Below are 13,588 nucleotides of genomic sequence, written 5' to 3'. Positions count from 1 at the left end.
CTCGCCTCCCGCGCTCCAGTACTCGATGGCGCGGAGGATCGCGGGCACCAGCGGATCGAGGGCTTTGGCGTCACGCGCCCGGCCGACCTTCGCCCGCAATTCCGCGGTGTCCCCGGCCATCGCGAAGAACGACCCCGCCGACGGCTCCCGGCGGTTCCTGGTGCGCAGCACGTCGTTGAACGCGGCGAGCAGTTCGTCGTCCGGCCGGATACCCGGGACGGCGAGCGCCCGGAGTTCGTTCGCCAGCAGCCGCTTCTTGTCCACGAGGTACACGCGGGCACGCCCGTGGACCGGGCCGAGCGGACCGAGGAACCATTCGAGCACCCGCCGGTGCTTCGTGCGGAGAAGGTGGTTCGCCTTGTACTCGACCGCCGGCGAGCGGATCCTCCGCCGCAGTTCGGCCAGGCAGGCCGCGGCCTCTTCGAGGCTCAGCCGGACCCCCGCGTGCGCGAACACTCCGGTCTGCCCGCCGATCAGTTTCTCACCCTCGGACCCGGACTCGTCACAGGCGATCTCCAGGGGCACGCTGCGCATCGTGCCCGATCGCGAGGGCGCGGTCGAGCGGGTTACGCGGGTTCGGGCAGCGGTTCGCCGGTCTCGAGCAGCGACTTGAGGCTCGACAGGATCGACGGCCAGCCGCCCTTGACCATCTCCAGAGCGGTGCTGCCCTGGTCGAAACCGTCGTGCACCACGGTCAGCTTCACCGTGTCGCCGACGGGTTCGAGATCGAACGTCACCTTCGACCGCGACTCGGCTTTGAGCTTCGCCGACACGTCGTCGTCGAGCCCGACCGACTTGGCGAACTCCGGTGTGAAGGTGTGCCAGGTGTAGGACAACCGCCGGTACGGGTCGGACTCGAGGACGACCTGCTCGGGATCCTCCAGCTTCACGCCGAGCTGCTCCCAGGCCATCGTCGACCCGGCCTTCCAGTCCGAGGTGAACTCGCAACCCCAGTACTGCTTGGTGAAGACCGGATCGGTGAGCGCCTGCCAAAGCCGCTCCGGCGTCGTCCTGATGTAGCTGGTGTACACGAATTCGTCGGTGCTCATGGGTTCCTGCTCCAATGCCTTCTTGAGGTCGGCGAGCGCGTCGACCCGGCCCTGGTGGTACCGGTCGATCCAGCGCTCGGCGATCGCGTTGATCGGCTCCGCGTTCACGTAGTGCAACTTCTCGCGGCCACGCCACACCGTGGTCACCAGATTCGCCGCTTCCAGCACGGCCAGATGCTTGCTGACCGACTGCCGCGCCATGTCCAGCCCCGCGCACAGCTCGCGCAAGGTCTGCCCGTTGCGGGCGTTCAGGTCGTCGAGCAACCGGCGCCTGCTCGCGTCTGCCAGTGCCTTGAAGACCTCGTCCATGCCGCTCTCCCCGATATGCAGCCGCGCGGCTGCATATGTAGGTTAGGCAGCCGAACGGCTGCATGTCAAGCCGCGAGGTCAGGGTTCCCACCGAGCACGCGCACCGTCGCCCCTGGCGCGGCCGCTCGATTTCCACACGGACAAGACGCGAATTCCACGGTTTCCTTCGCGATATCCGATATTCATGAAATGGCTTCGGAGTCGCTGCCGTCTTCCCTTAAGGGCATTTTTCCGAGGTCTCGGGAGATGCCCGGATGTTCGGCCGAACCGGTTCGGACACGCTTCATTTCCATGAAGGCCGATACCCGGACCAAACACGCCAGACGGTTGCTGTTGTGGCTGCATGTGCTGACGTCGGTCGCCTGGTGCACGATGCAGCTGGCACAGCTGGCCCTGTTGCTGCGCGGCTGGGCGTCCGACGGTCCCACCCGCCTGGCGACCTTCGAACTCGCCGAGTTCCTCGAGAACACGGTCCTCGATCCGGCCGCCGTCCTTTCCGCCTACACCGGGATGATGCTGTCCGCGCTGACGTCATGGGGTTTCTTCAAACATCGCTGGGTGATGGTCAAGTTCGTCCTCACGGTCACCCTGCTGGTCATCGCGAGCACCGTGGTGAGCAGGCTGCTGCCATCGGTCATCGAGGCGTTGCGGGCCGGCGCCGAAGAGCCGAGGATCCCGATCCTCGCCGGCACGTGCGGGATGGCGTGCGCCACCGCTTTCATGCTCTGGGTCTCGGTGGCCAAACCCTGGGGGAAGACCGCCCGCCACGCGGCGGAATTGAAGACCAAGAAAGCGAGGGGCCGCAAAGACCCGGAACCTTCTCTGCTGGTCTACTCGGCGGTCTTGCTCATTCCCGCCGTCGAGTTCGGCTTCGCGCTCGACTACCCGATCCTCACCTTCGGCACGGTGATCGGCTACAGCATCTTCAAATCCGTTTCACGCCGCTCGAACAAGGCCGAACCGGCAGCTATCCCCTGAGCTAACCGCCGGCATGGGTGATCAGCACCGGCGTCTCCGTCACCTGAAGGGCATCGCCAGGACGTAGCGGCGTGACCGTGCCATCGATCCCGGTACGCGACTCGGCGCCCGGCCCCACCGTCGTGAACGCGCTCCCCGAGTGCGTCCAGCGGATCGTCAGCAGGCGGCCGTCGCCGTCGACGAACTCGCACTGCCAGACGTTGGCGGGCAGTCCGGCCGGGAGTCCCTGCCCGCATCCGCGCAGCCGGGTGCCCGCCAGCCAGCGTTGCAGCGTCTCGACCGCGAGGGCGGCACGGGTCGGCGGAGTTCCCTCGGCCTGCAGCACCAGCGGCAGGCGGCTCGAACCCCAGCTGTAGAAGTACATCCGGCGCAGGCCGAACTCCCTGCCGTACAGCCCGGCGAGGTAGAACCGCACGGCATGATCCACGGAACGCTTGGGCGACAAGGGTTCCTGGAGCGGGATGTCGTAAGTGGTGCCCGTGTTCCACAGCGGCGGATGGACCCCGGCCGCGTGCATGGTGTCGTCGATCTCCCGCAGGAGCTTCACGAGTGTCTCCGGCGGATCGGCCGGATTCCGTTGGTGCAGTTTGACTCCCGCCACGTCACAGTGCTCGTAACCGCCGAGTTCCGCGAACCGCTTCAGCGTCTCCCGCCCGGCGTCCTGCCAGAGCTGCCCCATGGACGGGCACACCAGCGTGGCGTCCGGGTCGAGGGAGCGCACGATCTTCGCGGCCCGGCCCGTCATCTGCACGAGCGTCTCCACCGAACCCGAGTAGTACTTGGGATTCGACGCCTGCACCCACAGCTCGTAGGCATCGAGCCTGCCCCGGTAGCGGGCGGCGAGGGCTTCGACGAAGCGATCCCAGTCCGCGAGGTTCTCCGGCGAACCGGTCCGTGACCCGTCGGTGTACGCGCCCTTCGGCGAGTTCGGCGCCGCCCAGCCCGGCGTCCCGCCCAGGACGAACAGGGAGGGCAGGCCTGCCTTTTCCGCGCCGTCGACCAACCGGTCGAGCGTGGCCCAGTCGAAGCGGTCGCGAGCCGGCTGCAGGTTCGCCCAGCGGGTGTGGCTGTCCCAGAACCGCACGCCGCCGACCCGGAACGCGGGCATGGTCCCGGTGTCGCTGTTCATCGTCACGCCGAACAGTTCCGGTGCCACCTGGACGGGCTCCGTCACCCACGGCGACACGGAGAGGGCTTCGACGCTCGCGTCGGCACCCGTGCCCGACGGCGCGCTCGCGGTCACGGCGAGCACCATCAGCACGACGAACACGGCGGCGATCGGCCGGATCCATCGCCGATCTCGCGCGGGTTCCGGTACCGCGATCGGCTCCGGCTCCGGCTCTCCACGGCGACGCCACCTGCGCAGCAGTTCGTTCAGCTCGTCGTCGGTCGCGCCGCATTCCTTGCCGATGGCGGCCACCAGCTGGTAGTCGGGCGGCTCGCTCCGGCCGGTGCAGTAGCGGTGGAGGGTCGAGCTGCTGACGTAGGTGCGTCTGGCGAGCTCGGCGTAGCTGAGACCGCTGCGCTGCTTCAACGCCGACAGCAGTCCCGCCAGATCTTCCCGCTGCTCCGCCACCAGGCCCCCTCCCGAAAGCTTGTCACGGCGCATCCCATCACAGCGGCGAAACCGCTGCACAAGGCCCATATCACCGTCCCGGGACGGCGCGGGCCTTCCCACCGGGGAGCGGGATCCGCGAGGGTTTCGGCGTAGCGACCACAGAGTTCGACAAGGGGAGAAAATGAACAAGAGACGTGCCGTCCTCGCCATCGCGGCCGCGCCGATCCTGGCGATGACCGCCGCCGCGACACCCGCGCAGGCCGACTCGCCCGTCACCATCCAGGGCAACTGCACCTACCCGGGCCTCGGGCAGGAACTGTGCGGCCGGGTGATCAACCACAAGGACTCCGAGAAGTGGCTCGTCGTCGCCGACGGCTGGAACTGCGGCGGCAGCGGGACGGCCTGCGGCGACAAGGTGAGGCTGTACCCGGGCGATCTGTCCACCGACAGCTACAAGGACGCGGACGGTGTCTACATCCCGAACGGCTGCACCGGCCACCTCGGCCTTCGCGAGCTCAAGGGCGGGAAGTGGACGAAGATCTCCGACAGCATCGGCTACTACAAGGTCAAGGTGAAGTGCTGACGCCGGCTCTCTGATCGGGGCGTTCGCGGGCGTGGGGGCCCGCGAACGCCCTGTCACGTTTCCGGCGGCTCCCTCGTCCACGTGGTGACACCTCCACACGAAGGAGTTCACATGCCGACCCCGTTGCGCGTCGCGATCGCCGTGCAGACCCTGGCCGTCTTCCTCACCCCGATCTCCGCCGGGCTCCTGCTGACCGTGCCGAGTGGCCACACCCTGCACAGCGCCACGGCCTACACGCTGTTCGTCGTCGCGACGCTGCACGTGCTCGTCGCGATCCTCGTGTGGCGCCCGGGCGGCGGCTCCGCCAAACCGATCCTGCCCGCGGCCGTGTTCCTCGGTCTCACGCTGGTGCAGGTGTTCCTCGGGATCGCGCATGTGACGGCGGTCCACGTCCCGCTCGGTGTCCTGCTGTTCGGCTTCAGCCTCGTGCAGCTGAGCCGGATCACGCCCCTGCCACGAGAAGCGGCGGTCACGGCAGCGCCTTGACGACAGCGGTGAAACTGCCGACCCACGTGCCCCTTCACCTGAGATACTTGAACGCGCAACCAAATGCGAGTACTAGTGGCACCAAGGCCGATACGGCCCGTCATACCTCAGGGGAGTATCGATGCGTCTTGGGTTCAGCCTTCCAGTGTTCGGCAAGGCGGCGGCCACACCAGGTGGGATCGCGCGGTACGCGCGTACGGCGGAGCAGGCCGGGGCAGCCAGTCTCTGGGTCGGCGACCGGTTGCTGTCGCCGGTAAACCCGGAGGTGGCCTACCCGGGCTACGACACCATGCCCGAGGAGTTCTGGACCGCCCAGGATCCGTTCACCGCACTGGCCGTCGCCGCCGCCGTGACCGAAACCGCGATCCTCGGGTCCAGCACCATCAACGCGACGCAGTACCAGCCCGCCAACTTCGCCCGGCTGCTGACCAGCATCGACGTGGCCAGCAACGGCCGGCTGCTCCCCGGCCTGGGCATCGGCTGGTCACCCGACGAATACGCGGCCGTCGGCGTTCCGATGGCGGAACGCGGCAAGCGGCTGGACGACCTGCTCGATCTTCTCGACACCTGGTGGACCAAGGACACCGTGTCACACAACGGCATCGGCTACACGATTCCGGAGACCCACGTCCACCTGAAACCGGTACGCAAGCCGCCCGTACACCTGGCTGGGTTCGGAGAGAGGGCACTGCGCCGGGTCGCCGAGCGGGCGGACGGCTGGCTGCCGGTCTGGACGGTGCCCGAAACCATCCCCGCCGACATGCTCACCTCCACCCTGGCCAAGATCCGGGCCGACGCCGAACAAGCCGGTCGCGACCCGCGGACACTGGGCGTGGCGCTGCGAGTGAATGCCGCCCCGGACACGAAGCCGGAACTCATCGCCGAATCGGTGACGAAGATCGTCGCGACACTTGCGCCGGACCACACCTTCGTCGACCTCACCTACCTGACCAGCAGCGTGGAAGAACACATCGACCTCACCGGCCGCCTGCTGGAACTGACCGCCCGAGGCTGAAAGCGGCACGCCGGTGAAACGGAGCCCATAGGGTCATGAACAGGTCTCGCGAAACGCGAGGCATCAGCATGTCGATCGGGAGCCGCAAAGGGGGCTCGAACCCCTGACCTTCTGTTTACAAGACAGATGCTCTACCAGCTGAGCTATTGCGGCCTTGCCCAGGACAGCCTGGACAGGGCCAGTATATCGGCGCCCGTTCAGCGCTCCGCAGGGCGCACCCGCGGGTCCCCGGCCACCGTCCGGAAGGCGTGCGCGAACGTCACGGCGGTCGCCGGGTCGCGGCGGTCGGCGACGTAGTACCAGTTCATCCGGACGGCGTCCGGGGTCACTTCGAGGACGCCCGGACCGTGCGAATCGAGTTCGACAAAGCGCACGTGCGGGTTCAGCGCGCGGATCGCGGCCTCGACCTTCAGCGAGCCGGTCCGCGGCGGGACACCGAGTTGTTCGTCGATGTTGTCCGAGGTGACCGACGGGCACACGAACTCGACGGCGACGCTCGCTCCGTCCCGCGGCACGTCGTTCGCCCACGACGAGTGGACGTCGCCGGTCAGGAACACCGTGTTGCCCCGGCCCTGCGCGGAGATGGTGTCGAGCACGCGGCGGCGGTCGGCGGTGTAACCGTCCCATTGGTCGGTGTTGACCGTGGTCGGCTGGCCGTCGAGCAGATCGTCGAGCGCGAGCCGTTCGCGGGCGGGCAGCGCGGGGATCTTGATCGGCGTGACCATCACCGAGTTACCGATCAGGTTCCAGGACGCGGTCCCGCGCGCGAGGCCGTCCAGGAACCACTGCCGCTGATCGGCGCCGAGGATGGTGTCCTCCGTCGAGACCGGGCCGGGCTGCCGGGTCCGGTACGTCCTCAGGTCGAGCATGGTCAGGTCGGCCAGCTTGCCGAACTTGAGCCGCCGGTACAGCCGGTCACCGCGATGCCGCACAGGCATCCATTCGAAGTACGCCCGGTGCGCGGCCCGCATCCGGTCCGCCCAGTCACCCTCGGTCGCCGGGTCGTGTGACGGCGATCCTCCGGACCAGGCGTTGTCGGCGGCCTCGTGGTCGTCCCAGGTCGCGATCATCGGGTGGCGGGCGTGCAGCCGCCGCAGGTGCTCGTCGGTCTTGTACATCGCGTGACGTCGCCGGTAATCCGCCAGGGTGATCAACTCGTTGGGCGGTACCGAAGGCCGAAGATCACCCGCAGGGTTGGGATTCCCTTCGTAGAGGTAGTCACCCAGGTGAATGAAGGCGTCCAGATCGTCGCGGCCGGCCAGATAGCCGTAGGGGGCGAAGTGACCGACAGCCCAGTTCGCACACGAGACCACGCCGAAGCGCAGGCTCTCGACGTCCTCGTCGCGCGAAGGCGCCGTACGGGTCCGGCCGGTCTGCGAGACCTTCCCCTGAGACGTGAACCGGTACCAATACCCGGTCGCCGCGCGCAGCCCGCCCGCCGTCACCTTCACCGTGTGGTCGCGTTCCGGTCCGGTCCGGAGGTGACCGCGAGCGACGACGCGCGCGAAGCCGGCGTCGGCGGCGACCTCCCACCGGACGTCCACCGCCGGCCCTTTTCCGGATCCCGGAACCGCCTCGGGCGAAGGGGTGACTCGGGTCCAGAGAAGGACCGAATCGGGCATCGGGTCTCCCGAGGCCACCCCATGCGCGAAAACCGGGGTCTCCGCCCCGCTAGATGCACCCGAAAGGGTGAATGTCGCCGCGGTTCCGGCAGCTGTCACGCCGGCCGCGCGAAGAACGGAACGCCTGCTCACAGAGGACGCCATGGCATGCAGTGTGCCGTAAACCGGCAAGGTCGCGATGATCTTCCTCCGACGTGGTGGACACCACTTCGGGTTTCCTGCAACGGTCGAGGCACCGCCCCCGATGCTCCTCGGGAAAGTCCCTCGAACCAGAGTGAGGAGGTGGATCGATCATGAAGATCAACGAGCACACCAAGGGAGCCAAGCGCGGCGAACGCGGTGTCGAAAAGAACCAGGACGAAACACCCGAACGTGGCGAATGGCTGCTGGAAGCGCCGCGCCAGCGTGACGGAGAGCGATCGATCCCCCAGACTCGCTCGCACCGGCCGAACCTGCTGCGCCGCCGCGCCTGGCAGATCCTCGAAGCGCCGACGGCCGAGCAGCCCGCCGTCGACGTCGACGAGGCGATGGGCCCGCAGCCGCCGGACGACACCACGGTCAACTTCGTCCTGGATCTCGTCCTGCGCATCGGCGAGGTCCAGATGTCGAGCGGCGCCGGCGCCTCCGACGTCACCGCGACGATCATCGCGCTGACCTCCGCGCTCGGTCTCCCGCACTGCGAGGTCGACGTGATCTTCACGTCGATCACGGTGACCTGCCACCGCGGCACCGACATGGCACCGGTGACGGCGCTGCGCGTGGTCCGTTCACGCAGCCTCGACTACACGCGGCTCACCCAGACCGAGACCCTGGTCCGCCGGATCGTCCGCGGCAACATCGGCGCCGAAGAGGCACAGCAGGAACTGCAGCGGATCACGACCGCGCCGCACCCGTACCCCCGTTGGGTGGCCACGGCCGCCTGGGGCGGGCTGGCCGCGTTCATCACCCTGATCCTCGGCGGCAGCATCGACGTCGCCCTGGTCGCGCTGGTGATCAGCGCGGTCATCGACCGGCTCGGCCGGTTCTTGAACCGCTTCGCGCTGCCGTTCTTCTTCCAGCAGGTGATCGGCGGCCTGGTCGCGACGTTGTCCGCGATGGCGATAGTCAGCAGCAACCTGCTCACCACGGACAAACCCACGCTCGTCGTCGCGGCGGCCGTCACCGTGCTGCTGTCCGGGCTCTCCACGGTTTCCGCCGTGCAGGACGCCATCACCGGTTACTACGTCACGGCGGCCGGGCGCACGACCGAGACCGCGCTGATGAGCGCCGGGCTGATCGCGGGCGTGGTGCTCGCGCTGAAGATCGCGGTGCTGCTCAAGATGCCGCTGACGCCGCTGCCCGAGGTCGTCTCGTCGACGCCGCAGGACCTGCCGATCATCGTCATCGGCAGTGTCGGCGCGTCGGCCTGCTTCGCGCTCGCCTCGTATTCGACCCTGCGCGCGATGATCGTCGCGGGAGCTGCCGGGGCGATCGGCGGCGCCGTCTACGGCGCGCTGATGCTGACCGACTTCCAGGCCGTCAGCTCCTCCGCGGTCGCCGCGACACTGGTCGGGTTCTGCGGCGGCGTGCTCGCCAGGCGCCTCAAGGTGACGCCGCTCGTGGTGGCTGTGTCCGGCATCACGCCCCTCCTCCCCGGCCTCTCCACCTATCGTGGTCTATACCAATTGGGCGTCGAGCCCGGCGGAAACATCTCGACGCTGATGACCGCGGTCGCGATCGGGCTTGCCCTGGCAGCGGGTGTGGTACTCGGCGAATACCTGGCGCAGCCGGTGCGCACGGGGCTCGGCAGGCTGGAACGCAAATTCGCCGGGCCGCGGATGGCGGGTCCGCTGGAACCCGCCGAACGACGCTTGGAGTGATCGCTCGGCGACGGGCCGTGGCCTCCTCGCGCGATAGGGTTTCCGCTTAGGGCAGCGACCCGCGATTCGAGGGAGCGGCTGGTGGACGAAGTGATTGCCGAGACGAGCAGAACGGCCTCCGCGGATTTCGTGGTGGTGGCGAACCGGCTCCCGGTGGACCTCGAACGGACCGCCGACGGAAGCAGGCGCTGGACGGCGAGCCCGGGCGGGCTGGTGTCCGCGCTCGAACCGTTCCTGCGGTCACGCAAGGGAGCCTGGGTCGGGTGGCCGGGTGTGCCCGACGTCGACGTCGAGGAGTTCGACGACGACGGCCTGGTGCTGCACCCGGTCTCCCTGACGTCGGACGACGTCCGCGACTACTACGAAGGTTTCTCCAACGCGACGCTCTGGCCGCTGTACCACGACGTGGTGGCGCGGCCGGTGTTCGACCGGAGCTGGTGGGAGTCCTACGTCCGGGTGAACCGGCGCTTCGCCGAGGCGAGCGCGAAGGTCGCCGCCGAGGGCGCGACCGTGTGGATCCAGGACTACCAGCTGCAACTGGTCCCGGCGATGCTCCGCGAGCTGCGTCCCGATCTCCGGATCGGCTTCTTCCTGCACATCCCGTTTCCCCCGGTCGAGTTGTTCATGCAGATGCCGTGGCGGACCGAGATTGTCCGCGGCCTGGTCGGGGCCGACCTCGTCGGATTCCACCGGCCGGGTGGCGCGCAGAACTTCCTCTGGCTGGCGCGGCAGCTGGCCGGTCTCGAATCCAGCCGCGGCGCGGTCGGCATCCGCACCCGCCCCGGCCTGATGCAGGTCGGCGACCGCACGGTGCGGGTCGGCGCGTTCCCGATCTCCATCGACGCCATCGGCCTCGACAAACTCGCCAAGACCAAGGGCGTCGCCGAACGCGCCGCCCAGCTGCGCCGTGACCTGGGCAATCCGAAGAAGGTGCTGCTCGGCGTCGACCGGCTCGACTACACCAAGGGCATCGACCTGCGGTTGCAGGCGCTGCACGAGTTGCTGCACGAGGGCCGCGTCCGTCCGGAGGACGTCACGTTCGTCCAGCTGGCCACGCCGAGCCGCGAGCGCGTCGAGCACTACCAGCGGATGCGCGGCGACATCGAGCAGATGGTCGGGCGGATCAACGGGGAGTTCGCGCGCGTCGGCCACCCGGTCGTGCATTATCTGCATCAGTCCGTGAACCGGACGGAGCTGGCCGCGTTCTTCTCCGCGGCCGACGTCATGGTGGTCACTCCCCTGCGTGACGGGATGAACCTCGTCTGCAAGGAGTACGTCGCCTGCCGCCACGACCTGGGCGGTTCGCTCGTGCTCTCGGAGTTCGCCGGCGCCGCGGCCGAGCTGACCAGCGCGCTCCTGGTCAACCCGCATGATCTGGACGGGGTGAAGAACGCCTTGGAGACTGCCATTACGCTCGACCCCGCAGAGGGACGCCGCCGTATGCGCGCCATGCGTCGACAGGTCCTCACGCATGACGTCGACCGCTGGGCGCGCTCGTTCCTCCAAGCGCTCGGTGCCGAACCGGCCGACTGATCCCCCTACCCCGCATAGTTTCCCGAGGAGAAATCGTTGACCGCCGAGGCACTGCCCGCCGAGCTGCGGCGTGCGATCGTTCAGGTCGCGCGCACCCCGCGGCTGCTGGTCGCCTGCGACTACGACGGCACGCTGGCTCCGATCACGGCCAACCCGGACGAAGCCCGTCCCCTGCCCGAATCGGTGGGCGCGCTCAGGTCGCTGGCAGGCCTGCACGAGACGACCACCGCGGTCATCTCCGGCCGCGCGCTGCGTGATCTCGCCACTCTTTCCCGCCTTCCGGCCGAGGTGAACCTGGTCGGCAGCCACGGGTCCGAGTTCGACATCGGCTTCATCCACGCGCTCGACGACAAGGCCCGCGAACTCCACAGACGGCTGGAAGCCGAGCTGGAGAACCTGGTGCTCGACGTGCCGGGTGTCTCGCTCGAGGTCAAGCCCGCGAGCATCGCGGTGCACGTCCGCCGCGCCGAGCACGAGGCGGGCCGCCGGGTCCTTCGCGATGTCCACAATGGACCCTCGAAGTGGGAGGGCGTGTCCACGACCGACGGCAAGGAGGTCGTCGAGCTCGCGGTCGTCCAGACGGACAAGGGCCGCGCGCTGGACACCCTGCGCCACCAGGTCGGCGCGACGGCGGCGGTCTTCCTCGGCGACGACGTCACCGACGAGAAGGCGTTCGCCCGGATCTCCGGCCCGGACCTCGGTGTGAAGGTCGGCGACGGCGAAAGCCTCGCCCAGTACCGGGTTCCGGACACCGTCGACGTCGCGATGGTGCTCGCCTTCCTGCTCGAAGAGCGGCGCAACTGGCTCTACGGCGAGCAGGCGCCGCCGATCGAGCGGCTTTCCTTGCTGGCCAACGAACGTTCGGTCGCGCTGGTCACGCCGGACGCCCGGCTGACCTGGCTGTGCCACCCCGGCCCCGACGCGCCCGCGATCTTCGCGGACCTGCTCGGCGGCGCCGGCGCGGGCCACTTCTCGATCAAGCCGCACCGCAACGGCCTGCCGCTCGGGCAGCGTTACCTGCCGAACACGATGACCGTCGAGACCCGCTGGTCGCGGCTGCTCGTCACCGACTACCTCGAACCGGAGAGCCCCGCGCACCGCACGGATCTCGTCCGGGTGATCTCGGGCGAGACGGCGGCGGAGATCGTGTTCGCGCCGCGGCCCGAATTCGGCGGTGTGCCGGTGAAGCTGGTCGCCGAAGGCGACGGGATCCTGGTGCAGGGCACCTCGGAACCGTTCGCGCTGCGCTCGCCGGGAGTGACGTGGGAGATCACCTCCGACGGCATGAACGACACCGCGACCGCGCTCGTCACCCCCTCGCCGGAGAATCCGGTGGTGCTCGAACTCCGTTGCGGCACTTCGGATCTCGGCGAGCACGAACTGTCCGAAGTAGAGCGACGGGCCCGCGCGGGCGACTACTGGAGCACCTGGGCGCGGACGCTCAAGCTGCCCGGCGTCCAGACCGATCTCGTCGGCCGCTCGGCGCTCACCCTGCGCGGCCTGGTGAACACCGACACCGGCGGCGTGCTCGCGGCGGCGACCTCCTCGCTGCCGGAGGAGATCGGCGGCGTCCGCAACTGGGACTACCGCTACTGCTGGATCCGCGACGCGGCCATGACCGTGCGCGAACTGGTCCACCTCGGCTCGACCGAAGAGGCCGAAGGCTACCTGCGGTGGCTGCACGGCGTTCTGTCCACTTTGGCCGGTCCGGAGCGGCTGCACCCGCTGTACACCTTGGCGGGCAGCGTGATCGGCGCCGAAGCGGTCATCGAATCGCTGCCGGGATACGCCGGTTCGCGGCCGGTCCGCGTCGGCAACCTGGCGAACCACCAGGTGCAGCTGGACGTGTTCGGCCCGGTCGTCGAACTCGTGCAGACGCTCGCGGAGGCGCGCGGCGAACTGCGTGACGAGGACTGGCAGATGGTGCGCGCGATGGCCGAGGCCGTCACGCGGCGCTGGAACGAGCCTGACCACGGCATCTGGGAGGAGCGGCACGTGCCGCGCCACCGGGTGTACTCGCGGGTGATGTGCTGGGTGACCATCGACCGGGCGGTCAAACTGGGCGAGGTCTACGGCCGTGAGGTGCCGGGCGCGTGGCCTTCGCTGCGCGACGAGATCGCCGCGGACGTGCTGGAGAAGGGCTGGAACGAAGAGGTCCAGGCCTTCACCACCGCCTACGACGGAACGGATCTCGACGCCGCATCGCTGTTCGTCGGGCTGACCGGGCTGATCGATCCGGCCGACCCGCGCTTCCAGTCCACGGTGACCGCGATCGAGGCGGAACTGCGCAGTGGGTCCACCGTGTACCGGTACCGCCGCGACGACGGCCTGCCCGGCGGCGAGGGTGGTTTCCACATCTGCGCGGCCTGGCTCATCGAGGCGTACCTGCTCACCGGGCGACGCACCGAGGCGGAGGAACTGTTCACGCAGATCGTCGACGCCGCGGGCCCGACCGGCCTGCTGCCCGAGCAGTTCGACCCGATCGCGGAGCGCTCGCTGGGCAACCACCCGCAGGCGTACTCGCACATCGGGCTGATCCGGTGCGCGAACCTGCTTTCCCAGTAGGTCGGCTCATATGTCAGGAAAGGGTCGTTCA

11 protein-coding genes and 1 tRNA gene are annotated in these 13,588 nt (G+C 68.7%); 7 read left to right on the top strand and 5 right to left on the bottom strand.

Annotated features, from left to right (window positions below; all coding sequences use genetic code 11):
• Both AVR91_RS29620 and AVR91_RS29615 read right to left on the bottom strand, forming a co-directional pair.
• Positions 1–534 (bottom strand): NAD-dependent protein deacetylase of SIR2 family (locus AVR91_RS29620; RefSeq protein ID WP_158077418.1); only part of this gene is annotated, 534 nt, incomplete at its 3' end.
• Positions 535–566: 32 nt separating this feature from the next.
• The gene (locus AVR91_RS29615; protein ID WP_063272472.1) at positions 567–1,358 is read right to left on the bottom strand and encodes an ArsR/SmtB family transcription factor; all 792 of its coding nucleotides are present in this window, start codon (positions 1,356–1,358) and stop codon (positions 567–569) included.
• A gap of 291 nt (positions 1,359–1,649) precedes the next feature.
• On the opposite strand from AVR91_RS29615, the gene AVR91_RS29610 reads away from it, so the two are divergent.
• A complete protein-coding gene (locus AVR91_RS29610; RefSeq protein WP_063272473.1) occupies positions 1,650–2,336 on the top strand; it encodes a hypothetical protein in 687 nt (228 codons plus the stop codon).
• A 1-nt stretch (position 2,337) separates the two neighbouring features.
• Here the strand turns inward: AVR91_RS29610 and AVR91_RS29605 are convergent, their stop codons facing one another.
• Positions 2,338–3,912: a helix-turn-helix domain-containing protein gene (locus tag AVR91_RS29605; protein WP_211282786.1), complete on the bottom strand. Its 1,575-nt coding sequence runs from the start codon at positions 3,910–3,912 to the stop codon at positions 2,338–2,340.
• A 163-nt stretch (positions 3,913–4,075) separates the two neighbouring features.
• Between AVR91_RS29605 and AVR91_RS29600 the strand changes: the two genes are divergently transcribed.
• The 3 genes from AVR91_RS29600 (at position 4,076) to AVR91_RS29590 (ending at position 5,978) form a co-directional block, all read left to right on the top strand.
• A complete protein-coding gene (locus AVR91_RS29600; RefSeq protein WP_063272475.1) occupies positions 4,076–4,477 on the top strand; it encodes a hypothetical protein in 402 nt (133 codons plus the stop codon).
• A 111-nt stretch (positions 4,478–4,588) separates the two neighbouring features.
• The gene (locus AVR91_RS29595) at positions 4,589–4,963 is read left to right on the top strand and encodes a hypothetical protein (protein ID WP_063272476.1); all 375 of its coding nucleotides are present in this window, start codon (positions 4,589–4,591) and stop codon (positions 4,961–4,963) included.
• A gap of 121 nt (positions 4,964–5,084) precedes the next feature.
• Positions 5,085–5,978: a TIGR03619 family F420-dependent LLM class oxidoreductase gene (locus AVR91_RS29590; RefSeq protein WP_016337685.1), complete on the top strand. Its 894-nt coding sequence runs from the start codon at positions 5,085–5,087 to the stop codon at positions 5,976–5,978.
• An 80-nt stretch (positions 5,979–6,058) separates the two neighbouring features.
• Here the strand turns inward: AVR91_RS29590 and AVR91_RS29585 are convergent.
• Positions 6,059–6,131, bottom strand: a tRNA-Thr gene (locus AVR91_RS29585).
• A gap of 44 nt (positions 6,132–6,175) precedes the next feature.
• Positions 6,176–7,744, bottom strand: a complete 1,569-nt coding sequence (locus AVR91_RS29580; RefSeq protein WP_063272480.1) for an alkaline phosphatase D family protein — start codon at positions 7,742–7,744, stop codon at positions 6,176–6,178.
• A gap of 149 nt (positions 7,745–7,893) precedes the next feature.
• Between AVR91_RS29580 and AVR91_RS29575 the strand changes: the two genes are divergently transcribed.
• From AVR91_RS29575 to otsB, 3 genes are all read left to right on the top strand, one after another.
• A complete protein-coding gene (locus tag AVR91_RS29575) occupies positions 7,894–9,459 on the top strand; it encodes a threonine/serine exporter family protein (RefSeq protein ID WP_063272477.1) in 1,566 nt (521 codons plus the stop codon).
• An 81-nt stretch (positions 9,460–9,540) separates the two neighbouring features.
• On the top strand, positions 9,541–10,992 hold the full coding sequence (locus AVR91_RS29570) for an alpha,alpha-trehalose-phosphate synthase (UDP-forming) (protein ID WP_016337688.1): 1,452 nt from the start codon (positions 9,541–9,543) through the stop codon (positions 10,990–10,992).
• A 36-nt stretch (positions 10,993–11,028) separates the two neighbouring features.
• The gene (gene otsB, locus AVR91_RS29565; RefSeq protein ID WP_063272478.1) at positions 11,029–13,557 is read left to right on the top strand and encodes a trehalose-phosphatase; all 2,529 of its coding nucleotides are present in this window, start codon (positions 11,029–11,031) and stop codon (positions 13,555–13,557) included.
• Positions 13,558–13,588: the final 31 nt, after the last annotated feature.

Source organism: Amycolatopsis keratiniphila subsp. keratiniphila, from assembly GCF_001620365.2.
Classification (GTDB): Bacteria; Actinomycetota; Actinomycetes; order Mycobacteriales; family Pseudonocardiaceae; genus Amycolatopsis; species Amycolatopsis keratiniphila.
Note: the sequence above shows the minus strand (reverse complement) of the source record. Positions and strands in the feature narration are given on the sequence as shown.